Genomic DNA, 25,946 nt, shown 5'->3' on the forward strand with positions numbered 1-25,946 from the left:
CCAGCCGGCATGGCCGCCGTTTCGCGTGCACCGTCGATCAGCCCGCTGGACGGACGCGGCCCACCGGACCGGACTCAGACCGCCCCGGTCTCCTCGAACGTCCACAGCTGTTGCCGGTCACCCTCCTCGGCGACGGCCGACTCCACTGCGCTGCCGTCGGCTGCCGCCTCGATCACCGTGCTCGTTCCCTGGTTGTAGAGATTGAAGGTCGCGAGCGCGCCTTCCTGGCCGACTCGCGAGAGGCCCCACTTCTGGCTCGGGACTCCGGTGTAGGGACGCTGCACGGTGCTCGAGGCGGCAAGGTCGAGAACCAGGCCGCTGTGCCGGGCGACGAGCTTGTACTGCCAGTTCGCCGCGCACACGGCTCGCCACTGCTCGTTCGTGCCGCCGGCGTAGGCCCACTGGATGATCGGGGCGCCGCTCGCCCTGGACTTGCGCGCCACATTGAGCGACTTCCCGGTCCCGACATTCGTGATCTTGTAGTAGACGTTCGGATTCGGTCCCCGCAGGCAGGTCGGCTCATCGCCGGGCGCGGCTGCGGCGGGTGGCGCGAGGACACCGACGGATACGGCGGCGGCCGAAGCGATGCAGAGCAGTCGGGCGCTGGCCCGCAGGGATCGGATCAGGAAGTTCATTCGTTCACCTCGATGGCGTCGCGGACAGGAGCGGTACGCCGGCGGCCTCCGGCAAGCCCAGAGCCTGGAGCCGTGAGCAGGTCCCCATGCCGGGCTGACACAACGGGACACCGCAAGGGTGTCGGAGGTGTCGGCCGCACAAATGTTAGCGCTCACTAGGCGCCCTCGAAAGCGGCCATCGCTTTCCGTAGCAAGAAGTTCACTTTGGGTGCGCTCCCATCGATCAAGCTGGTGAACGCCTTACGACCCATGAGCTGCACCGTAAGCCGCCAATGAACCAGAGTGGGAATGATGAATGTTAACGATAACTATTTCTTCGGCGGATCCGGCGCTGCGCTGGAAAGGTCGACCGCTGTGACAGCATCGGGTCGTGACGGGGAAGCGGGAGGTCCGCGAGCGCGCCGCGTGGATGCGTGGTTATCGGCGTGTGCTCGAGGCTCGCGACCGGCGATGCCCACCGGATCGACTGCGGGAGCTGGCCCGGGACGAGGTCCGGCCGGTACGGCTGTGGGCGGCGCGCAATCCGTCGACGCCGACCGATGCTCTGGATTTTCTGGCTCGCGACGCGGACGACAACGTTCGCTTCAACGTCTTGCTCAACCCGCATACGCCCGACTCGGCACTGCGGTGGCTGGCCGATCAGGAGGACGAGCGGTACGGCTCCCGGCACGCTCCGGACCGGCAGCGCATCCTTCATCATCCGGGCGCCTCGGTGGAACTGCGCGACGAGCTCGTGGCGGCGGGCTTCTGCGATTGCCCCGGCTGGTGCGCCCGGTTCAACCACTCGCACTTCGGTTCGTCGCCCAAGTTGACCTGACGTCCGTGACGTGGGTGCAGCCGCCGTTCGGGCTGGGGTACGACGTGGCGGCGGACGAACGGGCAGACCGTCAACACCTGATTCTGATCAGTGGTATGAGCGTTTGCCGAGCCGCTGGGCGGTTCGCCAGAAGTTCTCGGCCCGGCGGCTGGCTATCGCTATCGACGCTGTCGGATCGGACGGCAGGAAAGCGCTGATCGCCCGGCTCACCGGGCCGGCCAGCGGGTTCTCGCGGGTCGGGCCCCGGGCCGGGACGACCACGCCCAGGTAACCGCGGCGCAGGGTGCGCGGGGCGACGACGGTGAGGATGCGGCTCAGGTGGCCGCGCTGGGCGACGATCGCGACCGGCCGGTCGTCGCCGAAGTGGCCCTCGTGCTCGGCCCGCAGCAGGTTGGTGACGGTGTCGATCGAGCGGCGTTCGACGCGGATGACGGCCGGGTCGGCGCCGGCGGCCAGGAGCCAGTCGCGCATCAGGTCGGCTTCGGGTACGCCCCGGAATGTCTCGCCCGGTGCTTCCGGAGTGGTCCAGACGTCACCCTTGCCGTCGACCGGTGACTTGTAGCCGGCGCAGACGATCAGCCCGCGGCCGAGGTGACGGTGCAGGGTCAGAGCGATCCGGCAGCGGTCCTCGCCGCCGGGGTTGAGGCCCGCGCCGTCGGCGGAGCGGCCGTGCCCGGGCACCAGGACGTGCGCGACCTGGTCCAGGGTCAGGCCGGGCGTCCCCGACAGCACGTGAAGCTCCACAGAGATCATCCTGCCACTCCGGCCACGTGCCGACCCGCGCTCCGAACCGCAGGCGAGCCCAGCCAGGGCCGACGAGTCCAAGAGCCCGGCGGCGGCTGACGGGTCCACAGAGCCCGGCGGAACGCCGACGAGTCCGAGCTGACGAGTCCGCAGAGCCGGGCGGGGCCGACGGGGCGGGTTTGCGGGGGGCGGCAGAATCGACGCGTGGAGATCGGGGTGCTCGGGCCGGTGGAGGTCCGTGACGCGGACGGGACGCTGCTGCCGGTGGCCGGCGCGCGTCTGCGTACCCTCGTGGTCCTTCTCGCCCTGGACGCCGGCCGGGACGTGTCCGCGGACCGGTTGATCGACGGGGTGTGGGGTGACGCGCCGCCGGCCGCCGCGCCGAACGCCCTGCAGGCGCTGGTCTCGCGTCTGCGGCGGGCCGCGCCGGGCCTCGAGGTGATCGCGACCCCGGCCGGATACCGCCTGGTCATCGACCCGGACCGGGTGGACGCGCACCGGTTCTCCCGGCTGGCCGCGGGGGCACCGGCCGAGGCTCTGGCGCTGTGGCGTGGTGACCTGGACTTCCCGGAGCCGGCACGGGCCGAAGCGGTACGCCTGGAGACGCTGCGGCTGGCGGCGTCGCGCGCCCGGCTCGCCGCGGAGCCGGTGACCGTGGACGTGGTTCCGGAGCTGGAGGCGCTGGTGGCCGCGCATCCGCTCGACGAGGCGCTGACCGCGCTGCTGATCCGGGCGCTGTGGCGGGCCGGGAACCGGGCGAGGGCGCTCGAGGTCTTCGACGGCATCCGGCGCCGGCTCGCCGGCCAGCTGGGGGTGGATCCGTCGGCCGAGCTGGCCGGGCTGCATCTGGAGCTGCTGCGTGCCGACGGCTCGGAGAACAATCTGCCGGCCGAGGTGAGCAGTTTCGTCGGCCGGGACGCCGACGTCCGTGCGGTGCGCGCCCTGGTCGGCGCGCATCGGCTGGTCACCCTGACCGGGCCGGGCGGCAGCGGCAAGACGAGGCTGTCGGTCGAGGCCGGCGGTTCGGTTCCGGGTGCGGTGTGGCGGGTGGAGCTGGCTCCGGTACGCGACCCGGCGGAACTGCCGCAGGCGGTGCTGACCGCCTTGCGCGTACGGGATCACGCGCCTCTGGCGCGGCCCGGCGGCCGGGGACCGGCGGCCGGCGCGCAGACCCCGCTCGATCGGCTGCGGGAGGCGGTCGCGAAGCGGGAGATGCTGCTGATCCTGGACAACTGCGAGCACGTCATCGAGGCCGCCGCCGGGCTCGCCGGGGAGCTGCTGCGGGCGGCGCCCGGGTTGCGGTTGCTGGTGACCAGCCGGGAGCCGCTCGGCATCACCGGTGAGCGGCTGTTCCCGGTGGAGCCGCTGGCGCTGCCGCCGGTGGGGGCGGATCCGGGAACGGCCGCCGGTGCCCCGGCGGTGCGGCTGCTGCTGGACCGGGCGTCCGGGCTCACCCTGACCGCGGCGAACGTCATCCCGGTGGTGCGGATCTGCCGTGCCCTGGACGGCATACCGCTGGCGATCGAGCTGGCCGCGGCCCGGCTGCGGACGCTGCCCGCGGCGGTTCTCGCCGACCGGCTGGCCGACCGGTTCCGGCTGCTGACCGGTGGAAGCCGGACGGCACTGCCCCGGCATCGCACGCTGCGGGCGGTGGTCGACTGGAGCTGGGACCTGCTGTCCGAACCGGAGCGACGGGTGTGGCGGCTGCTGGCGACCCTGCCCGGTGGCGCCGATGTGCCCGCGATCGAGCGCATCTGCGGACCGGACCTGGATCCGCCGGCCGCCCTGGTGGACAAGTCGCTGCTGATGCTGGGCCCGGACGGGCGGTACCGGATGCTGGAGACGATCCGGGAGTACGGCCTGGAGCGCCTGGCCGAGGCCGGTGAGACCGACGAGGCGCGCCGGGCGGTCGCCGCGTATCTGCTGGCTGTCGCCCGGGAGGCCGGCCCGCATCTGCGCGCCGCCGATCAGCTGGTGTGGTTGCGGCGGCTGGACGACGAACACGACAACCTGCACTCGTCGGTACGGGCCGCGATCGAGACCGGCGACAAGGGGACGGCGGTGGCGCTCGGTGCCGCCCTCGGCTGGTACTGGTGGTTGCGCGGGCACCGTTTGGAGGGCACCGCCCTGTACCGGCAGATGCTGGCCATGCCGGGTGAGGCGGACCGTTCCGAGACGGCGCTGGCGCAGGCGTACATGGCGCTCAACGGGTTCGAGGGCCTGATGAGCCTGCCGGAGATCCGGGAGTCGCTGCGCCGGGCCGACGAGCTGGCCGATTCCGATCGTGCCGCGCATCCGGTGCTGCGTCTGCTGCCGACCCTGGTGACGCTCTCGTCCGGGGATCGCGGCGCGGACGGTTTCGGCGAGGCCGGCAGTCTGCTCGACGATCCGGACCCGTGGTTGCGTGCCGTGGCGCGGATGTTCATCGAGCAGATCCGGATCAACTTCGGGGAGCAGACCGGTGACGCGGAGGACGGGTTGCTGGTGGCCCTGGACGGGTTCCGGGCGGTGGGCGAGCGCTGGGGCATCGGTATGACGCTCACCGCGCTCGCCGACCTCGCGGCCGCGCGGGGCGACTACGCGGTGGCGATCGGGTGGCAGCGGGAGGCGCTGGCGCTGGCCGAGGAGGTCGGCACCCGGGAGGAGCTGCCGCAGCTGACCGTCAAGCTGGCGCATCAGCTGTGGCTGGCCGGTGAGGCGGAGGACGCCCGCATGCTGCTCACCCAGGCCGAGGGGTACGCCCGCGAGCCCGGCAACACCGAGATGCTGGCCGCCGTCCGGCACGGGCAGGCCACGTTCGCCCTGGCCGACGACCGTCCGGAGGAGGCGCGGCGGCTCGCCTCCGAAACCCTTCGCCTGATCGGCCACGCCACGGTCGCGCCGCAGTTCCGGGCTCTGGCCCACAGCACCGCGGGCCGGGCGGAGGCCGCGACCGGGAATCTGGTGCGGGCCGGCGAGCTGCACGGGGAGGCGGTGCGGATCGCGGCCGGAGCCAAGGATTCGCCGGTGGTCGCCGCAGTGCTTGCCGCGACGGCGGATCTGGCGATCCGGCAGGGCGATCCGGTGCGGGCCGCGTTTCTTCTGGGAGCCGCCGATGCGGTACGCGGCGCGCGAGACCGTTCCGACGTGGACGCGGAGCGGACCGCCCGCGAAGCCCGCGCCGCGCTCGGCGACGCGGGCTTCGACACGGCGTACCGGGAGGGCGGCACGGTGACCACGGCGACGGCGACGGCCGCCGCCGGATGGCGGCCCGGTTCAGACCCGGCGGCGGAAGGCCCGCACCGAGAGCGGGGCGAAGACCACGAGCAGGCCGGCCGCCCAGGCCAGTGACCAGGTGACCGGTCCGGCCACGGGTCCACCGCTGAGCAGGCCACGCACCGCGTCGGCCACCACGGTGGTCGGGTTGACCTCGGCGAACGCCTGGAGCCAGCCGGGCATGGTGGCCGGGTCGACGAAGGCGCCGCTGGCCATGGTGATCGGGAAGAACAACACGAACCCGAAGATCTGCACCTTCTCCGGTGCGCTCGCCAGCATCGCCACCAGCACCGACACCCAGGACAGGGCGACCGCGAAGACGAGCAGCAGGGTGATCGCGGCGAGCGTCGCGAGTGCGCCGGTCTCGATCCGGAAGCCGAGCGCCATGCCGATCACCAGGAGCAGGCCGATCGCCCACGCCTGCTTGATCACGTCGGCCAGGATCCGGCCGGCGAGCGGGGCGGACCGGGCGATCGGCAGCGACCGCAGCCGGTCGAAGACGCCCTTGGTGATGTCGGTGTTGAGGCCGATCCCGGTGTTCATCGTCGCGAAGATCAGGTTCTGGACGATGATGCCGGGCAGGGCGAAGGTCAGGTACTCCGCGGGGCTGTCGGCCAGCGCACCGCCGAAGACGTAGGTGAAGAGCAGCAGGAACATGACCGGCTGGACGCTGAAGTCGATCAGCTCGAACGGGTTGTGCTTGATCTGCACCAGGGTCCGCCAGGCCAGGGTGCCGGTGTTGCGCACGGCCGTCGTGCTCATGAGCGGGCTCCCGTCAGGCTCAGGAAGACCTCGTCGAGGCTGGGGCTGCGCAGGGCCAGTTCGGCCACGGCCAGCCCGTGCTCGTCGAGGTCACGGACGAGTTTCGCGAGCGCGCCCGGATCACTGACCGGCGCCCGGACGACGTCGCCGGACACGTCGACCGGCCCGGCCGCGACCCGGCCCAACGCTTCCCGGATCAGGGCCGTCTCACCGGCGTCGGCCGGGCGTACGGACACGGTCTGGGCGCCGACCCGCGACTTGAGGGCGGCGGGGGTACCAGTAGCGATGACCCGGCCGTGGTCGATCACCACGATGGCGTCGGCCAGCTGGTCGGCCTCGTCGAGGTACTGGGTGGTGAGCAGCACGGTGACGCCGTCGGCGACCAGGCCGCGGACGATGTCCCACACCTCGTTGCGGCTGCGCGGGTCCAGGCCGGTGGTGGGTTCGTCGAGGTAGAGCAGGCGCGGGCGGCCGACCAGGCCGGCGGCCAGGTCGAGGCGGCGGCGCATGCCACCGGAGTACTTCCCGGCAGCCCGGCCGGCTGCCTCGGTCAGCTCGAACCGGTCCAGCAGTTCCGCGGCCCTGGCCCGGGCGGCGCCGCGGGTGAGGCCGAGCAGCCGTCCGATCATGAGCAGGTTCTCGGTGCCGGTCAGGGTCTCGTCGACGGAGGCGTACTGACCGGTGAGCCCGATCAGCCCGCGGACCTCGTGCGGTTGCCCGGCGAGGTCGTGGCCGCCGACGACGGCATGCCCGGCGTCCGGGCGGATCAGGGTGGCGAGGATCCGTACGGCGGTGGTCTTGCCCGCACCGTTCGGGCCGAGGAGTCCGAGCACCGTGCCGGTGGGCACGGTCAGGTCGACGCCGTCCAGGGCGGTGGTGTCGCCGAAGCGTTTGACCAGCCCTTCGGCGACGATCGCGTTCGTGTTGTCCATGCCGGACACGGTGCCCGGAGGTGCTGACACGGCCCTGATACGACGATCGGGGCCGTGTCAGCGTGCGTCAGAGCAGGCGGCCCAGGTCGAGGAGGACCGTCTCACCGGTGCTGTCGTCGAGGCCGTCGTTGTCGGTGACCGCGTAGGTGCGGCCGTTGCCGGCCACCACGAGGCCCTCGACCTTGTCCTGCACCCAGCCGCCGTCCGCCGCGAGCAGCGGCAGCAGGTCCTTGACCAGCTTCTTCGTCACGGTCGGGGTGCCGGTCCAGGTGGCCGGTACGTCGAACGTGTAGATCCGCTTGATCGCCGCGAGGGTGCCGCGCTGGTTGTCGCGCTCGATCACGGCGAACGTGTTCGCGTCGACGGCGACCAGCTCGGACAGTCCCACCCAGCCGGTGGGCGCGATGTCCAGCGGGTAGAGCAGCCACGACCAGGTCTTGCTGACCGTGTCGTAGCGGCCGATCCGGGCGGTGTTCGCCGGGTCGCCCTTGATCGGGCGCTGGACGGCCACCCAGACGCTTCCGCCGGTCTCGGCGATGCCCTCCAGGCCGTTGCTGGTGACCGCGGCTGCCACGTCGGCGGGCAGGGGGATCTCCTCCTGCACGCGGGCGCGCGCGTCGAGGCGTACCAGAGTGTTGGCGCCTTCGACGGCCAGCCAGTAACCGCCTGCCTTGCGCACCACCAGGCCCTCGGCGTCGTAGCCCACCGGAACTCCGTCCTTGGTCACCGTGACCGAGGAGTCGATCACGCCGTCGGTGGTGAGACCGAGGATCCGGGTCGGCGTGTAGACCGCGTCGGTGACGCTCGCCAGCCGGTCGCGACGGCCGGGAACCGCCGACAGTGCGGAGAGCGCGCCCCACGGGATGTCGTTGCGCGAGACGACCTGGTCGTTGCGGGGCGAGCCGAAGCCGTACACCTGGACGGAGCCGCGGATGCCGATCGACGGGTCCTCCTCCTCGGAGGAGACGACGAGCAGGTTCCGGGACGGGACCGCGACGACGCCCTCGGGAGCATTCGTGGTCGGCAGGAGCTGCTGGAAGCGCGGCTTGGCGGGGTTCGTCACGTCGTACACGGCGGTGAAGTTGCCGCGTTCGGAGTTGACGAACACGTAGGGGGTCCGGTTCAGGACCGCGAACGCGACGTTCTCGGCCTCGATGCCCTTGGCGTCGGAGCGCTTGTCGGGGTACTGGCCGTGGGCCGCGGCGATGTGCTCGAGGCTGTTGCCGGCGTCCCAGACGACCTTGCCGGTCCGCTTGCTGAAGACCGACCAGCCGCGGGAGCCGCCCTCGTAGTCGCCCTCGTTGGCGGTGGCGAACAGGTCGTCGGTGATCCAGGCGACGCCGTCGGGCTCCCGTTTGGCGGTGAGCGTGCCGTCGAGCGCGATGGTGTCGTCATCGAGGGTGTCGACGCCGGTGACGGTGACCGTGCCGGCGTCGATGGACCTGATCACACGGCCGGTCCTCAACGACACCACGGCCAGGTGGTTGTTCTCCTGGAGCGAGACGACAGCCTCGTCACGCGAGTTGATGCTGACGTACTCGGGCTCGGGATCGGTGGGAGCCACCTTGCTCAAACCGGACAGGTCGACCCGCGAGACCTTCCAGGTCCGGGTGTCGATCACGGCCAGCCACCCGGCCGGGGCCTGCGGGATCGCGCCGTCGTTGACGTCCTCGTCACGCTCGTTCTCGATGGCGACCGCGATGTAGCGGCCGCTCGGCGCGACGGCGACCGAGTCGGGCTGCCCGCCCAGGTCGATCTCCCGTTTCACCACGCGGGACGACGCGTCGATCACCACGAGCTTGCCGGACGGGTCGGTGAAGCCGGCTCGGGTGTTCACACCGGCGAGCAGCAGCCGGCCCAGGTGCGCCACCGAGGTGGGCTCGCCGCCGACCGCGAGGGTGCCGGCCGGCTTCGGCGCCGCCGGGTTGCTGATGTCCACGAACCCGAGGCGCTTGCCGGGGCTGTCGGTGTAGACGACCGTGCGGCCGTCCTCGGTGACGGTGGAGATCTCGGCCGCCGCGGTGTCGCCGATCGACGAGTTCAGGTAGGCCGGGAACGTGGCGAGCCGGCGGAAATCTTGCGAGCGGCCGTGCGCGGCCGCCGCGGTGGGCACGGCACCCACCGCGGCCACGGCCACGACGGAGACAACCGCCGAGGTGGTACGGCGTAGAGACATGCGCCCTGACTACGCGATGATCTTGTCCTTCTCGTGGACTTCGGACGAACGACGGGTGCCGACGGGTGTCCAGAACAGCAGAGCCAGGCCGAACCAGACATAAAGATTGCCGCCCAGCACGTGCAGCGGCGGCCGGGGCGCCTTCTCCCACAGCCACGTGACGTGCGAGGTCATCAGCACGTACGCGGACGCGCCCAGATAGAACCGCGGCCGGTCGGTGTCGAACATCGACAGGCACCGCACCAGCGCCGGGATGACCCACACCCAGTGGTGGATCCAGGTGACCGGACTGATCAGGCAGCTCAGGATGCCGGTGAGGGCCAGCCCGCCGAGCACGTCGTCCGGTGCCCTGGCCACCCGCCACGCCCAGGCGCCGAGGGTCAGCAGCACACACGCCACCCACACCTTCGACTCGATCGTGTCGATCGGCAGCCGGGCCAGCAGCCCGCGTTCGGACTGGTTGGACAGGTAGTGCAGCAGGCCGACCCGGTTGGTGTCCCAGAGCGCCGACGTCCAGAACTCGCGGGACTCGTCCGGGAAGATCGCGCCGGCCAGCAGGGTGACGCCGGTGGCCGTGCCGATCGCGGTGCCGGCGGCCCGCCAGCGCCGGGTCACCAGCAGGTAGATGATGAAGACGCCCGGCGTCAGCTTGATCGCGGTGGCCAGGCCGATGCCGATACCGGCCCACCGGCGGCCCTTGGCGAGACCCAGCAGCATGTCGCCGGCCACCAGGGTCAGCAGCAGCGTGTTGACCTGACCGAAGCTGATCGTCTCGCGGACCGGCTCGAAGGACAGCGCCAGGCACCAGAAGATCAGGAACGTGAAGGCGACCGGCCAGCCCCGGCTCCGGATCAGCGGCCCGGTCATCCACCAGACCAGGAGTCCCGTGGTGATCACCGTCCCGATCGACGCCAGGATCATCACCATCAGCACGGGCAGGGCCGCCATCGGCGACATCACCAGACCGGCGAAGGGCGGGTAGGTGAAGCCGTACGGCGTACCCGGGCGCAGGAAGTCGTAGACCATGCCGCCGTCCCGGAACCAGTACACGATCGCCCCGTGATAGACCCGGGAGTCGAAGTACGAGTTACGGAACACCGCGAGAACGATCAGGCCCACCGTGATCGACAGCAAGCCGCCGACTATCGCTTTTCGCTTCATACAGCACTTTCCACGCTAGACAACCAACGAGCACGGTCACGACGATCGCGCCCTGCGCCTTCGTCGCCAGAGCCAGGTTGTACCCGTCGGGCAAACAGAGGACTCCGGCGACCGCGCAGGGGGCGGCCAGCCACCGGGTGTCCCGGGGCAGGGTGACCGCCAGGACGGTCAGCGGCCACAGGGCGTACCAGGGATGGAAGACCGGGGCCAGCAGCACGGTCGCGGCCAGGGCGAGGCCGGCGTGCAGCACCGGATCCCGGTCACGGGCGCGCAGCCACAGCGCCACCAGCACCGCCGCCAGGACGACCATCCCGACGATCCGGGCGCCGGTCACCGCACCCGGCACCCCGAACAGTTCCAGCGTCATCCCGACCGCCGTCGGCGGGGCCGTCCACTGCACCGACAGCCCGCTGCCGGACAGGCCCGCCACCCAGCCCAGCCCCAGGCCGGTGCCGGACGAGACGGCGGCGAGCGCGGCCACCGCTCCCCCGGCCAGCACCGCCTTGCGGGCGAGCCCCGGGAACAGCAGCGCCGCGAACGGCAGCACCACCACGGCGGTCGCCTTCACTCCGACGGCCAGGCCCAGCAGTACGCCGGCGAGCAGCGCCCGGATCGGCACCGCCACTCCGCCGGACACCGCCGCTCGGCTGGACACCGCCGCCAGCAGTCCACCGGCCAGCAGCGCGATCATCACGGCCTCGTTGTGTGCGCCCGAGATCAGATGGATCGGCACCAGCGGACAGGCCAGGACCAGCCACACCGCGCGCTCCGGCGGGACACCGGTGTGCCGCGCGAGCCGCACCAGGCACCAGCCGAGCGCCACCACCCCCAGCACGGCGATCCCCCGCAGCAGTGCGAAAGTCCCGGTCAGGGAACCGCCCAGCTTTGCCGCGGCCGCCGCCATCGCCAGGAACACCGGGCCGTAGGGGGCCGGGGAGGAACGCCAGGTCGGCGCCACAGCGTCGGTCCAGGGACAACCCAGAAGACCGACACCACCGGCGTACGGGTCGAGCCCGGCCGCCAGCTGCCAGCCCTGACAGGCGTACGAGTAGACGTCATAACTGCCGAGCGGCAGGAACGGCAGCAGGGGCAGCGCCCACAGCCCGGCCGTCACGAGCGCGTGGCGCAGCGACGGAACCGCCCGCCGCCCCGCCCACCACGCACCGGTCAGCAGCAGCGTGCCGGCCAGCCAGCAGAGCGGCAGCAACACACCGTCACGTCCGGCGAGGATCGTCCGCGGCGTCACCGTCGGTTCCCACGGGCTGCTCGCCCCACCCAGCCACGCCGCCCCGGCCAGCAGCAGACTGCCTGCCAGCCCCGTGCAGCGGACGGCGATCGGACGGGGCATGCCGCAGACCCTACCGTGACAGGCTGCTACCACCGTCGTACCGGTAGGGTCGGCGGGATGTGGGCCCCGCGACGGCTGGAGTGGAGCACCGCGCTTGTCGCGACCGCGCTCGGCGCGGGCTATCTGATGCTCCCGCCGATGGGCTCGGACCTGGCCGCCCAGGTCGCGCGGGCCGGGTTCTTCGCGACACACGGGACGGTCCCGGTCGATCTCCGCTGGTACGCCGGGGTCGAACAGTTCGGCTACAGCCTGGTGTCACCGACGGTGATGGCACTGCTCGGGGTACGGGTCACCGGGGTGCTGACCCTGGTCGCCGGGCCGGTGCTGCTGGCCGTGCTGCTGCGGCGTACCGGGGCCGTCCGGCCGGTGCCCGGCGCACTCCTGGGTGTCGCCGCCTTCGCCGGGAACCTGATCAGCGGGCGCGTGACGTACGGCCTCGGGATCTGTTTCGGACTGGCGGCCCTGATCGCGCTGACTCTGCCGGGACGCCGCGTCCGCGTCACGCTCGCCGTCATTCTCGCGCTGCTCTGCGCCGCGACAAGCCCGGTGGCGGGCCTGTTCCTGGGCCTGGCCGGAGTGGCCCTGGCCCTAACTCCCCCCGCTGCACACCACCGCTGTCTCAGCACCCCCGAAACAACGGCCAGCGCCAGCCACCGAAACCCAGCTCCACACCACCGCTGTCTCAGCGGCGCTGAGACAGCGGTGAGCGCCGGCCGGGGGACCTGGCGCGGTGCGGGTTTGCTGGTGGCGGTGGCGGCTGCGGTGCCGCTGGCGATCACTGCGCTGCTGTTCGGGGACGGCGGGTGGATGAACATCAGCCGCACCGACACCGTGCACGCGGTGGTGACCGGGCTGGTGGTGGCGCTGTTCGTGCCGGTGCCCGCGGTTCGGATCGGGGCGGTGCTGTCGTCAGCCGGGGTGCTGGTCGCCGCGTTGATCCACACGCCGGTGGGCCTCAACGCGACCCGGCTCGCGGTGATGTTCGCGCTGCCGGTGCTGGCCGCTTGCGCGGTGATGCCGGGCCGCGCCCGGACACCCTGGTGGGGCGTGGCCGTGGTGCTGGCCGTGATCGCCTGGTGGCAGCCACCGGTGGTGGTGAACGACGTGCGGGACATCGGCAACCCGTCGGCCGATCCGGCCTACTTCCGCCCGCTGCTGGACCGGCTGGCTGCCGAGACGCTGACCGGGCGGGTGGAGATCCCGCCGACGCGGTCCTACTGGGAGGCCGCCTCGATGGCGGAGGTCCCGCTGGCCCGGGGCTGGCTGCGGCAGGCCGACATACACCGCAACCCGCTGTTCTTCACCACCGTGCCGGGCGCGGCCGGGACCGGGGTAGAACTGACCGCGGACAGCTACCGGGCGTGGCTCGACCAGGAGGCCGTCCAGTTCGTGGCGGTACCCGGCACCGAACTCGCGTGGCCGGGCCGGCAGGAGGCCGCATTGGTGACGGGCGGGTTGCCGTACCTCAGTCTGATCTGGACCGGACCGCACTGGCGCCTCTATGCGGTGGCGTCGCCGCGGCCGATCGTCGCCGCCCCGGCCACGCTGGTCCGGCAGGACGCCGCGTCGCTCGTGCTGGACGCGCCGGCGGCCGGGGAGATCGGCGTGCGGGTACGTCATCATCGCTGGCTGACCGCCTCGGGCGGAGCGACCGTGACCGCCGACGGCGACTGGACCCGGCTCCGGGTGCCCGCCGCCGGCCGGTACACCCTGACCAGCAGCCTGTTCTAGGTGTACCTGGTCCGAGCCTCGGAGCAGAGCGGAGTGGGGCGACGCTCAGCTGTCGCGCGAGCGGCGGGCCTCGCGCTCGGCACGTTTGCGCTCACGCTGCTCCCGGGTGTATCGCCTCCGGTTCTCCAGGTCGCGTTTCCACTGCTCACGGGCGAACTGGTCAGCACCGTGCACGGCGCCCTTGGTCTGCGCCGGACCGATCATGGACCGGAAGAACCAGTCGTCGAAGGTGCGGTGGAACCAGGCCTTGAACCTCGACACGACGCCTCCCGGGTACCGTTGGTGTACCAACCATTTGTACACCAACGATTGGTACGCTGACCACCGATGAGTGATCCGGTCGAAGACCCCCTGGCCCTGGAGCAGCAGGTCTGCTTCGCGTTGTCGGTGGCCGCCCGCGGTGTCGTGGCGATCTACCGGCCCCTGCTCGAGCCGATGGGCCTGACGCATCCGCAATATCTGGTGATGCTCGCCCTCTGGCAGCACGCCCCGCTCTCCGTACGCCGCCTCAGTGAACTGCTGCAGCTCGACCCGGGCACCCTCTCCCCGCTGCTCAAACGCCTCGAGACGATCGGGTACGTCCGCCGCGAACGGGACCCGGCCGACGAACGCAGCCTCGCCCTCACCCTGACCGGGCGCGGCCGGGCCCTCCGCGCCGAAGCCGAGAAGATCCCGCCCGCCGTGGTCGAGCGGCTCGGCATGCCGATCGAGGAGCTCCGCCGGGTGCACGAGGCACTGTCCCGGGTGATCGCCGCCGCCAACGGCTGACACGGGCAGGTGAACCTCCGCGGCATCCATCCGCCGGCTTCGTTGAGCACGGTGGGAGGACGAGTCGGATGTGGATCTGCGTCAACTGCGGTGAACGCAACATCGGAATGCCCGACGACTGTACGGTGTGCGAGCGGCCACGCCGCGCGTCGCGAGCCGCGGAGATCTGGAAACCCGAGCCGGCCGCGCCGCTCTGGATACCGGAGCCGGCCGAGCCGGAACCGCTGTCCCGGAGCCGGGTGCTGCCGGCCCTGCCGATCGTCGTCCTGATCGGCGCGCTGGCCACCGCGGCGGTGATCGGCGGTCCGCGTCTGATGGGCGCCCCGCGGCAACCGGCGGCCCCCGTCACCGCGGACCCGGTGGCGGCACCCTCGGACCCGAGCCGCGCACCGATCCTGGAGGACGCCGCCGTCCGGCTGGTCACCGTGCACCCGGCGGTCGACGACCCGCGCGCCGCCGACGTGGCGGCCATGTTCGACACCTACTTCACCGGCATCAACGAGCGCGACTACCGGGCCGTGGCACGGGTGCTCGACCCGGCCGGGGAGCTCGACCCCGGCGTACCCGGGCAGCTGAAAGCCTTCGCCGAAGGCACGTCGACGAGCCGCGACTCCGACGTCGTGCTGCGCCGCCTGACCTCGGCGGCGTCCGGACGGCTACGGGCCGAGGTCAGCTTCCTCAGCAGGCAGAAGGCCGGGCACGGCCCGCCGGAACGCCCCGGCGAGACCTGCACCCGGTGGGACGTCGTCTACGTGCTCACCGCCGACGGTGGCGCCTACCGCATGCTGCGGGGCGACGGCACGAACCAACCGTGCTGATCAGGCCTCCAGCACCCGCTCCATCGCCGCCCGGGAACGCCGGGTCAGCCGCAGGTAACGGTCCACGAACTCACCCGGGTCGCCGCCGTCCAGCAGGAGCACCACGCCCGCCAGCTCGACCCCGTGCCGGGGCAGCTGGTCGGTCGGGCGGCCGCGAACCAGGGTGAGGGCGTTGCGCACCTGGGCCGCAAGCGTCCAGCCGGCCACCATCTCGGCCGCGTCCGACTCGGTGACCAGCCCCGCCTCGGCAGCCGCGGACAGCGCCTCCAGAGTCCGGGTCCGGCGCAACTCCGGCACCGCGTGCGCGTGCCGCAGCTGGGTGACCTGCACCGCCCATTCGACGTCGGCGAGACCGCCCCGGCCCAGCTTGGTGTGCGTGTTCGGGTCGGCGCCGCGGGGCAGCCGCTCGGTCTCCACGCGGGCCTTGATCCGGCGGATCTCGACCACCTGCTCGCGGGTCAGGCCGCCGGCCGGGTAGCGGACACGGTCGGCCAGAGCCTCGAACCGCTCCCCCAGATCGGTGTCCCCGCCGACGAACCGCGCTCGTAGCAGCGCCTGCGCCTCCCACACCTTCGACCAGCGGTCGTAGTACTGCCGGTACGCCTGCAGGCTGCGCACCAACGGACCCTGCCGGCCCTCCGGCCGCAGGTCGGCGTCCACCCCGAGCGCCGGGTCCGGGGCGGGCGCGTTGAGCAGGCGGCGCATCTCCTCGGCGATCGCGTGCGCGGCCGCACTGGCCTCCCCCTCCGGGCAGCCGGCCGGCGGCTCGTAGACGAACAGCACGTCGGCGTCCGAGGGGTAGCTCATCTCGTAGCTGCCGAGCCGGCCCATGCCGATCACCGCGAACCGCAGACCCTCCGGGGCCGGTTTCGCGCGACGGGCGATCCGCAGCGCCGCGTTCAGGGTGGCGTCGGTGACGTCGGAGAGGGCCACCCCGATCGCCTCCACCGACAGCGGCCGGTCCGGGGCCAGGTCGCCGCCCTGGCTCAGGATGTCCGCACTGGCCAGCCGGAACAGCTCACGGCGGCGCAGCGCCCGGACCGCGGCGATCGCCTTGACCGGGTCGGCGTGCCGTTCCCCGGCCGCCGCGAACCCGTCCAGCAGCGAGTTCCGGGGCCGCGGCTGCAGCTCGGCGTCGTCGGCGAGCAGCCGCAGCGCCTCCGGGTCGCGGGTCAGCAGGTCGGTGGCGTACCGGGACAGGCTCAGCACCCGGGCGAGGCGGCGGGCCACCGGGCCGCCGTCGCGCAGCAGACGCAGATACCACGGGGTGCTGCCCAGCTTGTCCGACACATGGCGGTAGTTGAGCAGGCCACGGTCCGGTTCCGGGGCGTCGGCGAAGTCCTGCAGCAGCATCGGCAGCAACGTCCGCTGGATCGCCGACGTGCGGGTCACACCGCCGGTCAGCGCCTCCAGGTGGCGCAGGGCACCGGCCGGGTCGGCGAACCCGAGGATCTCCAGGCGCTTGCGTGCCGACTCCGTGGTCATCCGCAGCTCCTCGGCCGGCACCCGGGCGACGGCCTCCAGCAGCGGACGGTAGAGCAGCTTCACGTGCAGGCGGCGCACGTTCGCGGCGTGGCCCACCCAGTCCGACCGGAAGGACTCCACGGCGTCGCGACCAGGCTGGGCGGTGTAGCCGAGCGCGGCCGCGAGCCAGCGCAGTCCGCCCGGATCGTCCGGCACGGTGTGCGTACGTTTGAGCTGCTGAAGTTGAAGGCGATGCTCGACGCCGCGCAGGAAACGGTAACCGCGCAGCAGCGTCTCACCGTCGTCGCGGCCGACGTAGCCGCCGGCGACGAGCGCGCGCAGCGCCGGCAGCGTCCCGCCGCCGCGAAGAGTCTCGTCGACCCGGCCGTGCACCAGCTGGAGCAGCTGCACCGCGAACTCGATGTCACGCAGGCCGCCCGGACCGCGTTTGATCTCGCGGTCCAGCTCCTTCTTCGGGATGTTGTCGATGATCCTGCGGCGCATGTCGCGGACGTCGGCGACCGCCTCCGGCCGTTCGGCGGCATGCCACACCAGCGGCGCCAGATCCGCGATCCACTCCTGCGCCAGCGCCAGGTCCCCGGCGGCCGGGCGGGCCTTGAGCAGCGCCTGGAACTCCCATGTGCGGGCCCAGCGCCGGTAGTAGGCCTGGTGGCTGGCCAGTGTGCGGACCAGCGGGCCACGGCTGCCCTCCGGGCGCAGCGCCGCGTCCACCGGCCAGGCCACCTGACCGCAGATCTCGATCAGCCGGGCCGCGACCGTGGTGCCGGCCTGCAGGTCCTCGTCGCCGGCGACCACGAAGATCACGTCGACGTCGGAGACGTAGTTGAGCTCGTAGCCGCCGCACTTGCCCATCGCGACGACCGCGAGCCGGGGCTCCGCGACCGACGGCGGCAGGGCGGCGACGGCGATCGCGTACGCGGCGGCCAGAGTCTCGTCGGCCAGACGGGACAGGGCGGCCATGGTGGGCTCCAGGCCCCGGCCCGCCGTCAGGTCGGCGGCGGCGATGCGCAAGAGCGAGATCCGGTACGCCTTACGCAGTGCCGGAACGGTCAGGTCCTCGAAATCGGCCAGCCCGCCGTCGGCCTCCGGGGGCATGCCGCTGCGGCCGGTCGCCAGCGTGCGCCACTCCTCCGGGTTGGCGACCAGGTTGTCACCGAGCGCCGACGACGCGCCCAGCACCGCGACCAGCCGCCGCCGCAGACCGTGGTCGTCATACAGCTCGCCGAGCAGCTCCTCCGACTTCTTACCGCTGCGCTCCACCGACTCGACCAGCCGGTGCAGCTGGCGCAGTGCCAGATTCGGGTCGGCGGCCTTGGACAGCGTCTCCAGCAGGCCGGCGGCCCGCTCGTCGGCCGGTACCTGCGCCTCGGTGTCCCACAGCCGCAGCCCGCCCGGCCCGGCCAGGTCGGTGGCGCGGGCTCCGTCGTCGGCGAAGCCGTACCGGGCGAGGCGGGTGGGCCGGGTCATCACTGCCCCAGCAGTGGCAGAGTCCGGCCGGTGGTGGTCGGAATGTCGGAGTCCGGCAGGGTGCCCAGCGCGAGCGCGGCGAACCGCATGGCGAACGGCTGCCACACCTCCTCCACGTCGGCGAGCGCACCGGCGGTGGCCAGCACCACCGCCTCCGGGTCGTAACCGAGCTCGGCCAGGGTGGCGCTGTCGCTGCGCGCCCAGTCGGCGATCATCTCGGCGTCACACTCGATGTGGAACTGCAGGCCCCATGCCCGGTCCCCGATCCGGAACGCCTGGTGCGGGAAACGGCTGGAGGCGGCGAGCAGTACGGCGCTCGCCGGCAGCTCGGTGATCTCGTCCCGGTGCCACTGCTGCACGTCCGGCAGCAGCGGAACCCACTTGAACAGCGGGTCGTTGTCAGCCGCGTCCCGTTTGCCGACCAGACCGGGACCGATCTCGGGGCCGGCCGTGCTGCGCTCCACGGTGCCGCCGTGCGCGTGCGCGAGCAACTGGCCGCCGAGGCAGACAGCGAGGGTGGGCACGCGGTACCGGACCGCCTTGCGCAGCAGCCCTTCCAGCTTCGGGAACCAGGGTGCTCCGGGCTCGCCGTCCGGGCCGGGGTAGGCGTTCTGGTCGCCGCCCATCACGATCAGGGCGAGATAGTCGTCAAGCGTCTCCGGCAGCTCGTCGCCGGCGTGCGGCCGGAGGACGGTGAGCTCCAGACCGGCCTCGGTGAGCCAGTCCCCCAGCCGTCGGATGTCGTCACTGGGGTCGTTCTCGATGACTAAAGCGGTGGCCACACGTCGAGGCTAACCGGTGCTGTTTGAATGGGTCATGCTCGCCGCCGTGATCACCGCCTTCGGCGGTCCCGAAGTGTTCGCGCTCGCCGAGATTCCCGAGCCCGGGGGTGAGGTCGTCGACGTGACCCTCGCCGGGGTCAACTACGCCGACGTGTACCGCCGGCGCGGGGAGTACGAGAAGCCGCCCCTGCCCGCTGTGCTCGGCGCCGACGTGGTGGGCCGGCGCCGTTCCGACGGGCGGCGGGTCGCCGCCCTGCTGCGCGGTGGTGGCGGCTACGCGCGGGTCGCGCCGGCCCAGCACGTGGTCGAGGTGCCCGACGACGTGAGCGACGAGCAGGCGCTGGCCGTGCTGGAGCAGGGCCTGACCGCCTGGCACAGCCTGCACACCCTGGGCCGGGTCACCGCCGACGACGTGGTCGTCGTGACAGCGGGGGCCGGCGGGGTCGGGCACCTCGCCGTCCAGCTGGCCCGGGCGGCCGGGGCCCGGGTGATCGCGCTCGCCTCGTCACCGGCGAAGCGGGCGCTCGCCGCCGAGCTGGGCGCGCACGCCACCGTCGACTCCCACCACCCGGAATTGGGAGCGGCCCTCGACGAGACGCCGACGCTGGTGCTGGACAGCGTGGGCGGGCGTACGTTCGAGCAGCTGCGCGCCGCGCTGGCGCCGTTCGGGCGGGTCGTGGCGTACGGCGGTGCCAGCGACGTCTCGAACACGGTGGCGGTGGACGACCTGATGACGGCCTCGACCGGGGTGCTCGGCTTCTGGTTGCAGCGGGTCCTCGACGACGACGAGCTCTACCGGTCCAGCGCGGCCCGGCTGTTCCACCTGGCCGCGCGCGGTGTGCTGACCGCCCGGATCGGTGGCCGCTACCCGCTCGCGGCGGTGGGGCGGGCGCACGCCGACCTGGAGAGCCGGGTCACCACCGGCAAGCTCGTCATCGACGTGCACCGCCTGACCTAGCCGGCCGTGTCCGCCTGATCCAGCCGGCCGTGTCCGCCTGACCTAGCCGGCCGTGTCCGCCTGATCCAGCCGGCCGTCCGCCGGCGTCCACCTGGCGACGACCTCATCGTCCTCCGTCTCGCCGGTCTCCACGAACCCCATCGAGAGGTAGAGGTCGCGGGCCGCGGTGTTGGCCGGCTGGTAGCTGAGTGCCACGTTCGGGGTGCCGGGCTCGGCGATGAGACGCTCGCGCAGCTGCCGGACGATCTCGCGGCCAATGCCCTGCCGCTGGTGCTCGGCGTCCACCACGAGACCGCCGATCCACCTGCTGCCGTCGTCGTCGACCCCCCAGATGACGAAGCCGGCCACCTCGTCACCGCGGACCGCGGCGAGCGGCTGCCACGTGTCGCCGTAGTTGCACATGCAGAGGTAGTAGGTGACCTCGGCGACGAACTCCCGCTGCTCGGGCCGGACGGTGAGGGCGGCGCAGTCGCGCCAGTTGGCCGGGGTGACCGGTTCGAGTCTGATCTCTGCCATCCGGTGATCTTGCCAAAAAGCTCGCCGAACACCGACAGGACGGTGTCGCGGCGGTCCCGCAGAGTCGGCGGTGAGACAAAAAGATCCACGAAGGGAACGAACATGTCCGCAGTCAACGGGATCGCCTGGTTCCAGATCGGCTCCGACCAGCCGGAGCAGGCCGCACGCTTTTACGGCGAGGTGTTCGGGTGGACGTTCGCCGACGACGAGTCGGCCGGCGCGGCGTACCGCATCATCACCACCCCGGGCGAGGGCGGCCTGCAGGGCGGGCTGGCCGACACCCGCGGCGAGAGCCCGAACCACGCCGTCTTCTCGGTGCTGGTGGCCGACGTCGAATCCATCTGTGAGCAGGCCGAGGCGACCGGCGGCAAGGTACTGATCAAGCGGACCACGGCGGGCGGGATCGTCATCGCCCACCTGCTCGACCCGTCGGGCAACCAGTTCCAGGTGTTCACCCCGCCGGCCGGCTGACGGCCGGATCGGGGACGTCAGGTCAGGGTCAGTGGGCGGAGCCGGTGTGGGATGTCCACGCCGGCCTCGCTCAATGAGCGGGGCGGCACCGTCTCGCGGGTCGGCGTCACCGAGGTGATCCGGTCCGGCCGGAAGATCCGCACCGACCGGCGCAACCGGCACCAGGCGATCAGGTACCACTGCTCGCGAACGCCGACGTAGCCCAGTGGCTCGATCTCGCGCCGGGTCTCGGTGCCGTGCCGGTCCGCGTAACCGATCCGCAGCACGCAGCCCAGTGGCAGCGCACCGCCGGTGAGCCGCGGCAGGGCGGCGGGCGGCACGTCACCGGCCAGCTGGATGCGCGCGGCGAGTTCCCGGGCTGCCGCCACGTCCTCCGGGCGCATCGCGGCCAGCACCTTGCGCAGTGCGCTCGCCGCCGGATGCCGGAACGGGGTGCCGGCCATACCGCGCAGCGCCAGTGCCATGGTGACGGCCTCCTCCGGTGTCAGGTTCACCGGTGGCAGCGTGTGCGTGCGATCCAGGCAGTATCCGCCGGTGCGGCCGGTCTCGGCGTAGACCGGGGTGCCGGACTGCTGGAGCGCGGAGATGTCGCGCTCCACGGTGCGCACGCTCACCTCGAACCGCTGCGCCAGCCATCGGGCGCTGCGTGGCCGCGGCGCGACCGCCCTCAGTTCCTCGACGAGGGCGTACAGCCGATCGGTACGGTTCACGCCGCCAAGGCTAGAGCGGGGGTACGACAGAAATGACGACACCGGAAATGGCGACACTGCGGGACCGCCGTCGGCCGGCGCTGCCCGAGACGATGAAGCTCGGCCACAGCCGCGGCGGGCGGCCCCGCCGCGGACCGGAGCGTCAGGAGATGCAGGCGCAGACAATCAGGGCCGCCCCGAAATGGGATGCGGCACTGACCAGGGCACCCGGGTGGCGGTCCTGGGTGCAGATGACCTCGCCCAGCTTGCCCGGGGTCAGCCAGTCCAGCACCAGGAAGGCCAGGCCCATGATGCCGATACCGATGATGCCGAACAGCGCGGTGGACGCCAGCCCCTGCCCGAACGACTCGTAGGTGGTGAAGATCGAGGTGAAGACGATCGCGGCGATACCCAGCTGATTGGCCGCCAGCAGGAGCGCCGCGTTCGGGTTGCGCTCCACCCAGATCAGATCCCGCAGCTTGCCGGGCGTCAGCACGTCGATCAGAACGAACCCGAGCGCCATCAATCCGATGCCGACGCCGCCGAACACTATGCTGCGCCCGGCACCCTCAAGCAGATCCTCCAGCACGACTTCTCCCTCGTCATATGTGGTCCGCACAAGACCGTATCGGAGCCGATCTACCGAGTCGATCGGACGCCGGAAGCGGCGGTGACGTTTTTCCGGAAAAGGACGCTGTATCCGGGGGAGCCCGCATGCGGTGTGAGGGCGGAGCGAGGCGCGCAGGTCGACGAATGGTGGCACCGGAGGGCCTCGACGCCGTGGTGCTGGCGGCGCAGTCGGGCGACGAGGCGGCGTTCCGTACCGCGGACCGCCTGCTGCGCGGCGACCGGACCGGGCATCCGCTCGACCGGGTGCTGGCGGCGGCGACCGCGCCCGCCACGGAACGGGAACTCGCCGGGGAGGCCGCCGCGCTGGCGGCGTTCCGGACGGTCGCGCCCTTCCCCGCCGCCCGCCGGCGACCCTCGCTGGTCTGGTCGACACGCCCGCAGCCGGTGGTTGCACCGAAGCCAGGCGGTGGCGGCTCGGACACCGCCGCCGCCTGGCGCCGTACACGAGAGAAGGGCCCTCCCGGTCGCGGGAAGGCCCTTCTTCGGTGTACGACTGTTACAGCGCGCCCAGGTACCGCTGGCGCTCGTAGGGCGTGACCTCGCGGCGGAACTGCTCCCACTCCTGACGCTTGTTGCGCAGAAAGAAGTCAAAGACGTGCTCGCCGAGCACCTCGGCGATCAGCTCGGAGCCGGACATCACGTCGATCGCCTCGGACAGGTTCTCCGGGAGCGCCTCGTAGCCGGCGGCCTTGCGCTCGGCCGGCGACAGCGACCACACGTCGTCCTCGGCGCCGGGCGGCAGCTCGTATCCCTCTTCGATGCCCTTGAGGCCGGCGCCGAGCATGACCGCGAACGCGAGGTACGGGTTGGCGGCCGAGTCGATCGAGCGGACCTCGACGCGGGCCGAGTTCGGCTTGCCGAACGCCGGGACGCGGACCAGGGCCGACCGGTTCAGGTGGCCCCAGCTGACGAACGCCGGGGACTCGGTGATGCGGTCCGGCAGCTGCAGCGGGAAGAGCCGCTTGTACGAGTTGACCCACTGGTTGGTGACCGCGGTGTACTCCCGCGCGTGCACCAGCAGACCGGCGATGAACGACCGCGCCGTCTTGGACAGCTTCTGCGGGTCCTCGCTGTCGTAGAAGACGTTGCGCTCGCCCTCGAACAGCGACAGGTGGGTGTGCATGCCCGAACCGGGCTGGTCGGTGTACGGCTTCGGCATGAAGGTGGCCTTGACGCCCTGCGACAGTGCCACCTCCTTGACCACGTGCCGGAACGTCATGATGTTGTCGGCTGTGGTGAGGGCGTCCGCATACCGCAGGTCGATCTCCTGCTGGCCGGGCGCGACCTCGTGGTGGCTGAACTCGACCGAGATGCCGATCCGCTCCAGGGCCAGGACGGCCTGCCTGCGGAAGTCACGGGCCACCGCGTGGGTGGTGTGGTCGAAGTAGCCGCCGGTGTCGACCGGGACCGGCACGGAACCGTCGTTCTCCCCGTCCTGGATCAGGAAGAACTCGACCTCGGGGTGGGTGTAGAAGGTGAAGCCCTTCTCGGCGGCCTTGGCCAGGGCGCGGCGCAGCACGTGACGCGGGTCGGCCCACGCGGCGCTGCCGTCGGGGAGCAGGATGTCGCAGAACATCCGGGCGCTCTCGCCGCTGACCCCGCCCTCGAACGGGAAGACCTGGAAGGTCGTCGGGTCGGGCATGGCGACCATGTCGGACTCGTAGACCCGGGCGAAGCCCTCGATCGCCGAGCCGTCGATGCCGATGCCCTCCTCGAAGGCGGACTCCAGCTCGGCCGGGGCGACCGAGACGCTCTTCAGCGTGCCCAGCACATCGGTGAACCAGAGCCGGACGAATCGGATGTCGCGCTCCTCGAGCGTGCGAAGCACGAACTCCTGCTGTCGGTCCACTGCCACCCCTCGTCCAAAGCCACCTATCGAGTGCGAGACTACGCCGTTCACCCCCTGTGACGTCGGCCCGGGTCAGGATCGGACGGTACGGCTTGGGGGAAGAATGGGGTCATGCCCACGCTGCGCATCGCCCTCGCTCAGGTGAACTCGACAGTCGGCGACATTCCCGGCAACACGGCGACGGTCCGCCGCTGGTCCCGGCAGGCGGCCGAGGCCGGCGCGCACCTGGTCGCCTTCCCCGAGATGATGCTGACCGGCTATCCCATCGAGGACCTGGTCTTCCGCAACTCGTTCGTCGAGGCCTCGCAGCGGGCGCTGCGCGCGCTCGCCGCCGACCTGGCCGCCGACGGTCTGGGTGAGCTGGCCGTGGTGGTCGGTTACGTGGACGCCGACGGCCCGCCCGCGATCAGCTCCGACGCGGTGCCCGGGGTCGGCCGGCGCGACGCATCCGCGCTGCTGCACCGCGGCGAGGTCGTCGCCACCTACTTCAAGCACCACCTGCCCAACTACGGCGTCTTCGACGAGAACCGGTATTTCGAGACCGGTGACACGCTCACCGTGGTCCGGCTCGGCGGGATCGACGTGGCGCTGACCGTGTGCGAGGACATCTGGCAGGCCGGTGGCCCGTTCACCGCGGCGCGGCGGGCCGGGGTCGGCCTGGTCGTCAACATCAACGCCTCGCCGTACGAGCTGAACAAGGACGACGTCCGGCTGGCACTGGTCCAGCGGAGGGCCGTCGAGGCCGGTGCCACGGTCGCGTTCGTCAACATGGTCGGCGGGCAGGACGAACTGGTCTTCGACGGCGACTCGATGATCGTGTCCGAGGCCGGTGAACTGCTCGCCCGGACCGGCCAGTTCACCGAGGAGCTGCTCGTACACGATCTCGATCTTCCGGAGGCCACGGACACGCCGCCGGCCCCGGAGCACGGTGACGGCATGCGGATCCGGCGGGCCACCGTCGCCGGTGAGCTCCCCGCCCTGGCCGGCACCCGGAACGGCGGCATCGCGGACCGCGCCGAGGACGAGTCGGAGATCTGGTCCGCCCTGGTCCTCGGCCTGCGCGATTACGTGAACAAGAACGGCTTCCGCTCGGTGGTCTTCGGCCTGTCCGGCGGTATCGACTCGGCCGTGGTCGCCGCGATCGCCGTTGACGCCCTCGGGCCGGAACGCGTGACCGGCGTCTCGATGCCCAGCGGCTACTCGTCCGAGCACTCCAAGGACGACGCCGCCGACCTGGCCAAACGCACCGGCCTCGACTACCGCGTCGAGCCGATCCAGGCGATGGTCGACTCGTTCCTGGCGAACATCTCGCTGTCCGGCCTCGCGGTGGAGAACCTGCAGGCCCGGGTCCGCGGTGTGATCCTGATGGCGCTCTCGAACCAGGAGGGCCACCTCGTGCTGACCACCGGCAACAAGAGCGAGCTGGCGGTCGGCTACTCGACCCTCTACGGCGACTCGGTCGGCGGCTTCAATCCGCTCAAGGATGTGCCGAAGACGATGGTGTGGCAGCTCGCACGATGGCGGAACACCCAGCCCGGCACGCCTCCGATCCCGGAGAACTCGATCACCAAGGCACCCAGCGCCGAGCTGCGGCCGGACCAGAAGGACTCCGACTCGCTGCCCGACTACGAGATCCTCGACCCGATCATCAAGGGGTACGTGGACCGCGACCTGGGCCGCGACGAGCTGATCGCGGCCGGCAACGACCCGGCCCTGGTCGACCGGACGCTACGCATGATCGACCTGGCCGAGTACAAGAGGCGGCAGTCCGCCCCCGGTACCAAGATCTCCGGCAAGGCGTTCGGCCGTGACCGCCGCCTGCCCATTACGAATTTGTTTCGAGAAGGCCTGTGAGAACCTCCACTGACCCCTGACCGGCGGCCGGTTCCCGGTGCGACGATTAGCGCACCCGGGGACCGCATCCGCGCGGCCTCGAGGGAGGAGCGAACGAG

Annotated in this window: 22 protein-coding genes; 8 read left to right on the forward strand and 14 right to left on the reverse strand. The window is 71.8% G+C overall.

Features of this window, described 5'->3' with window-relative positions; genetic code table 11:
• Positions 1 to 74 precede the first annotated feature (74 nt).
• Positions 75 to 635, reverse strand: coding sequence for an RICIN domain-containing protein (locus AB0G04_RS24105; RefSeq protein WP_360986770.1), 561 nt, complete (start codon positions 633 to 635; stop codon positions 75 to 77).
• 370 nt (positions 636 to 1,005) lie between these two features.
• Between AB0G04_RS24105 and AB0G04_RS24110 the strand changes: the two genes are divergently transcribed.
• Positions 1,006 to 1,452: a hypothetical protein gene (locus tag AB0G04_RS24110; RefSeq protein WP_360986773.1), complete on the forward strand. Its 447-nt coding sequence runs from the start codon at positions 1,006 to 1,008 to the stop codon at positions 1,450 to 1,452.
• 87 nt (positions 1,453 to 1,539) lie between these two features.
• On the opposite strand, the gene AB0G04_RS24115 is transcribed toward AB0G04_RS24110, so the two are convergent.
• The gene (locus tag AB0G04_RS24115; protein WP_360986776.1) at positions 1,540 to 2,196 is read right to left on the reverse strand and encodes an ElyC/SanA/YdcF family protein; all 657 of its coding nucleotides are present in this window, start codon (positions 2,194 to 2,196) and stop codon (positions 1,540 to 1,542) included.
• Positions 2,197 to 2,400: 204 nt separating this feature from the next.
• On the opposite strand from AB0G04_RS24115, the gene AB0G04_RS24120 reads away from it, so the two are divergent.
• Complete coding sequence (locus tag AB0G04_RS24120; RefSeq protein ID WP_360986779.1) at positions 2,401 to 5,526, forward strand: BTAD domain-containing putative transcriptional regulator; 3,126 nt, start codon at positions 2,401 to 2,403, stop codon at positions 5,524 to 5,526.
• On the opposite strand, the gene AB0G04_RS24125 is transcribed toward AB0G04_RS24120, so the two are convergent.
• From AB0G04_RS24125 to mptB, 5 genes are all read right to left on the reverse strand, one after another.
• Positions 5,452 to 6,213, reverse strand: coding sequence for an ABC transporter permease (locus tag AB0G04_RS24125; protein ID WP_360986782.1), 762 nt, complete (start codon positions 6,211 to 6,213; stop codon positions 5,452 to 5,454). The two genes, AB0G04_RS24120 and AB0G04_RS24125, sit on opposite strands and share 75 nt — an antisense overlap.
• A complete protein-coding gene (locus tag AB0G04_RS24130; RefSeq protein WP_360986785.1) occupies positions 6,210 to 7,145 on the reverse strand; it encodes an ATP-binding cassette domain-containing protein in 936 nt (311 codons plus the stop codon). Before AB0G04_RS24130 ends, AB0G04_RS24125 begins: the two co-directional genes overlap by 4 nt.
• Positions 7,146 to 7,212: 67 nt before the next feature.
• On the reverse strand, positions 7,213 to 9,321 hold the full coding sequence (locus AB0G04_RS24135) for an esterase-like activity of phytase family protein (protein ID WP_360986788.1): 2,109 nt from the start codon (positions 9,319 to 9,321) through the stop codon (positions 7,213 to 7,215).
• 9 nt (positions 9,322 to 9,330) lie between these two features.
• Positions 9,331 to 10,455, reverse strand: coding sequence for a glycosyltransferase 87 family protein (locus AB0G04_RS24140; protein WP_360986791.1), 1,125 nt, complete (start codon positions 10,453 to 10,455; stop codon positions 9,331 to 9,333).
• The gene (gene mptB / locus AB0G04_RS24145) at positions 10,409 to 11,830 is read right to left on the reverse strand and encodes a polyprenol phosphomannose-dependent alpha 1,6 mannosyltransferase MptB (RefSeq protein WP_360986794.1); all 1,422 of its coding nucleotides are present in this window, start codon (positions 11,828 to 11,830) and stop codon (positions 10,409 to 10,411) included. The genes AB0G04_RS24140 and mptB overlap by 47 nt, the downstream gene beginning before the upstream one ends.
• A 57-nt stretch (positions 11,831 to 11,887) precedes the next feature.
• Between mptB and AB0G04_RS24150 the strand changes: the two genes are divergently transcribed.
• Complete coding sequence (locus tag AB0G04_RS24150; RefSeq protein WP_360986797.1) at positions 11,888 to 13,561, forward strand: hypothetical protein; 1,674 nt, start codon at positions 11,888 to 11,890, stop codon at positions 13,559 to 13,561.
• A 45-nt stretch (positions 13,562 to 13,606) separates the two neighbouring features.
• On the opposite strand, the gene AB0G04_RS24155 is transcribed toward AB0G04_RS24150, so the two are convergent.
• Positions 13,607 to 13,822, reverse strand: a complete 216-nt coding sequence (locus AB0G04_RS24155) for a hypothetical protein (RefSeq protein ID WP_360986800.1) — start codon at positions 13,820 to 13,822, stop codon at positions 13,607 to 13,609.
• A 66-nt stretch (positions 13,823 to 13,888) separates the two neighbouring features.
• On the opposite strand from AB0G04_RS24155, the gene AB0G04_RS24160 reads away from it, so the two are divergent.
• Both AB0G04_RS24160 and AB0G04_RS24165 read left to right on the forward strand, forming a co-directional pair.
• A complete protein-coding gene (locus AB0G04_RS24160; protein WP_360986803.1) occupies positions 13,889 to 14,329 on the forward strand; it encodes a MarR family transcriptional regulator in 441 nt (146 codons plus the stop codon).
• Positions 14,330 to 14,436: 107 nt separating this feature from the next.
• On the forward strand, positions 14,437 to 15,147 hold the full coding sequence (locus tag AB0G04_RS24165) for a hypothetical protein (protein ID WP_360986806.1): 711 nt from the start codon (positions 14,437 to 14,439) through the stop codon (positions 15,145 to 15,147).
• On the opposite strand, the gene AB0G04_RS24170 is transcribed toward AB0G04_RS24165, so the two are convergent.
• Both AB0G04_RS24170 and AB0G04_RS24175 read right to left on the reverse strand, forming a co-directional pair.
• Positions 15,148 to 18,099, reverse strand: coding sequence for a bifunctional [glutamine synthetase] adenylyltransferase/[glutamine synthetase]-adenylyl-L-tyrosine phosphorylase (locus AB0G04_RS24170; RefSeq protein ID WP_360986809.1), 2,952 nt, complete (start codon positions 18,097 to 18,099; stop codon positions 15,148 to 15,150).
• Positions 18,099 to 18,881: a type 1 glutamine amidotransferase gene (locus AB0G04_RS24175; protein WP_360986812.1), complete on the reverse strand. Its 783-nt coding sequence runs from the start codon at positions 18,879 to 18,881 to the stop codon at positions 18,099 to 18,101. The genes AB0G04_RS24170 and AB0G04_RS24175 overlap by 1 nt, the downstream gene beginning before the upstream one ends.
• A gap of 34 nt (positions 18,882 to 18,915) precedes the next feature.
• Between AB0G04_RS24175 and AB0G04_RS24180 the strand changes: the two genes are divergently transcribed.
• Positions 18,916 to 19,839, forward strand: a complete 924-nt coding sequence (locus tag AB0G04_RS24180) for a zinc-binding dehydrogenase (RefSeq protein WP_360987244.1) — start codon at positions 18,916 to 18,918, stop codon at positions 19,837 to 19,839.
• A 42-nt stretch (positions 19,840 to 19,881) separates the two neighbouring features.
• Here AB0G04_RS24180 and AB0G04_RS24185 read toward each other — a convergent pair whose 3' ends face one another.
• The gene (locus AB0G04_RS24185; RefSeq protein WP_360986815.1) at positions 19,882 to 20,355 is read right to left on the reverse strand and encodes a GNAT family N-acetyltransferase; all 474 of its coding nucleotides are present in this window, start codon (positions 20,353 to 20,355) and stop codon (positions 19,882 to 19,884) included.
• A 102-nt stretch (positions 20,356 to 20,457) separates the two neighbouring features.
• On the opposite strand from AB0G04_RS24185, the gene AB0G04_RS24190 reads away from it, so the two are divergent.
• Positions 20,458 to 20,826: a VOC family protein gene (locus tag AB0G04_RS24190; RefSeq protein ID WP_360986818.1), complete on the forward strand. Its 369-nt coding sequence runs from the start codon at positions 20,458 to 20,460 to the stop codon at positions 20,824 to 20,826.
• A gap of 17 nt (positions 20,827 to 20,843) precedes the next feature.
• Here AB0G04_RS24190 and AB0G04_RS24195 read toward each other — a convergent pair whose 3' ends face one another.
• The 3 genes from AB0G04_RS24195 to glnA all read right to left on the reverse strand — a co-directional run bounded on the left by AB0G04_RS24195 (position 20,844) and on the right by glnA (position 23,994).
• Positions 20,844 to 21,536: a WYL domain-containing protein gene (locus tag AB0G04_RS24195; RefSeq protein ID WP_360986821.1), complete on the reverse strand. Its 693-nt coding sequence runs from the start codon at positions 21,534 to 21,536 to the stop codon at positions 20,844 to 20,846.
• Between the two features lie 142 nt (positions 21,537 to 21,678).
• Positions 21,679 to 22,104, reverse strand: a complete 426-nt coding sequence (locus AB0G04_RS24200; protein WP_360986824.1) for a DUF350 domain-containing protein — start codon at positions 22,102 to 22,104, stop codon at positions 21,679 to 21,681.
• A 537-nt stretch (positions 22,105 to 22,641) separates the two neighbouring features.
• On the reverse strand, positions 22,642 to 23,994 hold the full coding sequence (glnA, locus tag AB0G04_RS24205; protein ID WP_360986827.1) for a type I glutamate--ammonia ligase: 1,353 nt from the start codon (positions 23,992 to 23,994) through the stop codon (positions 22,642 to 22,644).
• A 111-nt stretch (positions 23,995 to 24,105) separates the two neighbouring features.
• Between glnA and AB0G04_RS24210 the strand changes: the two genes are divergently transcribed.
• Positions 24,106 to 25,848, forward strand: a complete 1,743-nt coding sequence (locus AB0G04_RS24210; RefSeq protein ID WP_360986830.1) for an NAD+ synthase — start codon at positions 24,106 to 24,108, stop codon at positions 25,846 to 25,848.
• The last annotated feature ends 98 nt before the right edge of the window (positions 25,849 to 25,946 follow it).

This window comes from Actinoplanes sp. NPDC023801, assembly GCF_040639655.1.
Lineage (GTDB): Bacteria > Actinomycetota > Actinomycetes > Mycobacteriales > Micromonosporaceae > Actinoplanes.

Bases quoted from the DNA above. Each gene is read 5' to 3' on its own strand.
- AB0G04_RS24165 (WP_360986806.1), top strand. From the start codon at position 14,437: ATGCCCGACGACTGTACGGTGTGCGAGCGGCCACGCCGCGCGTCGCGA.
- AB0G04_RS24210 (WP_360986830.1), top strand. From the start codon at position 24,106: ATGCCCACGCTGCGCATCGCCCTCGCTCAGGTGAACTCGACAGTCGGC.
- AB0G04_RS24150 (WP_360986797.1), top strand. From the start codon at position 11,888: ATGTGGGCCCCGCGACGGCTGGAGTGGAGCACCGCGCTTGTCGCGACC.
- AB0G04_RS24105 (WP_360986770.1), bottom strand. From the start codon at position 635: ATGAACTTCCTGATCCGATCCCTGCGGGCCAGCGCCCGACTGCTCTGC.
- AB0G04_RS24180 (WP_360987244.1), top strand. From the start codon at position 18,916: ATGCTCGCCGCCGTGATCACCGCCTTCGGCGGTCCCGAAGTGTTCGCG.
- AB0G04_RS24130 (WP_360986785.1), bottom strand. From the start codon at position 7,145: ATGGACAACACGAACGCGATCGTCGCCGAAGGGCTGGTCAAACGCTTC.
- AB0G04_RS24190 (WP_360986818.1), top strand. From the start codon at position 20,458: ATGTCCGCAGTCAACGGGATCGCCTGGTTCCAGATCGGCTCCGACCAG.
- AB0G04_RS24170 (WP_360986809.1), bottom strand. From the start codon at position 18,099: ATGACCCGGCCCACCCGCCTCGCCCGGTACGGCTTCGCCGACGACGGA.
- mptB (WP_360986794.1), bottom strand. From the start codon at position 11,830: ATGCCCCGTCCGATCGCCGTCCGCTGCACGGGGCTGGCAGGCAGTCTG.
- AB0G04_RS24160 (WP_360986803.1), top strand. From the start codon at position 13,889: ATGAGTGATCCGGTCGAAGACCCCCTGGCCCTGGAGCAGCAGGTCTGC.
- AB0G04_RS24125 (WP_360986782.1), bottom strand. From the start codon at position 6,213: ATGAGCACGACGGCCGTGCGCAACACCGGCACCCTGGCCTGGCGGACC.
- AB0G04_RS24185 (WP_360986815.1), bottom strand. From the start codon at position 20,355: ATGGCAGAGATCAGACTCGAACCGGTCACCCCGGCCAACTGGCGCGAC.
- AB0G04_RS24135 (WP_360986788.1), bottom strand. From the start codon at position 9,321: ATGTCTCTACGCCGTACCACCTCGGCGGTTGTCTCCGTCGTGGCCGTG.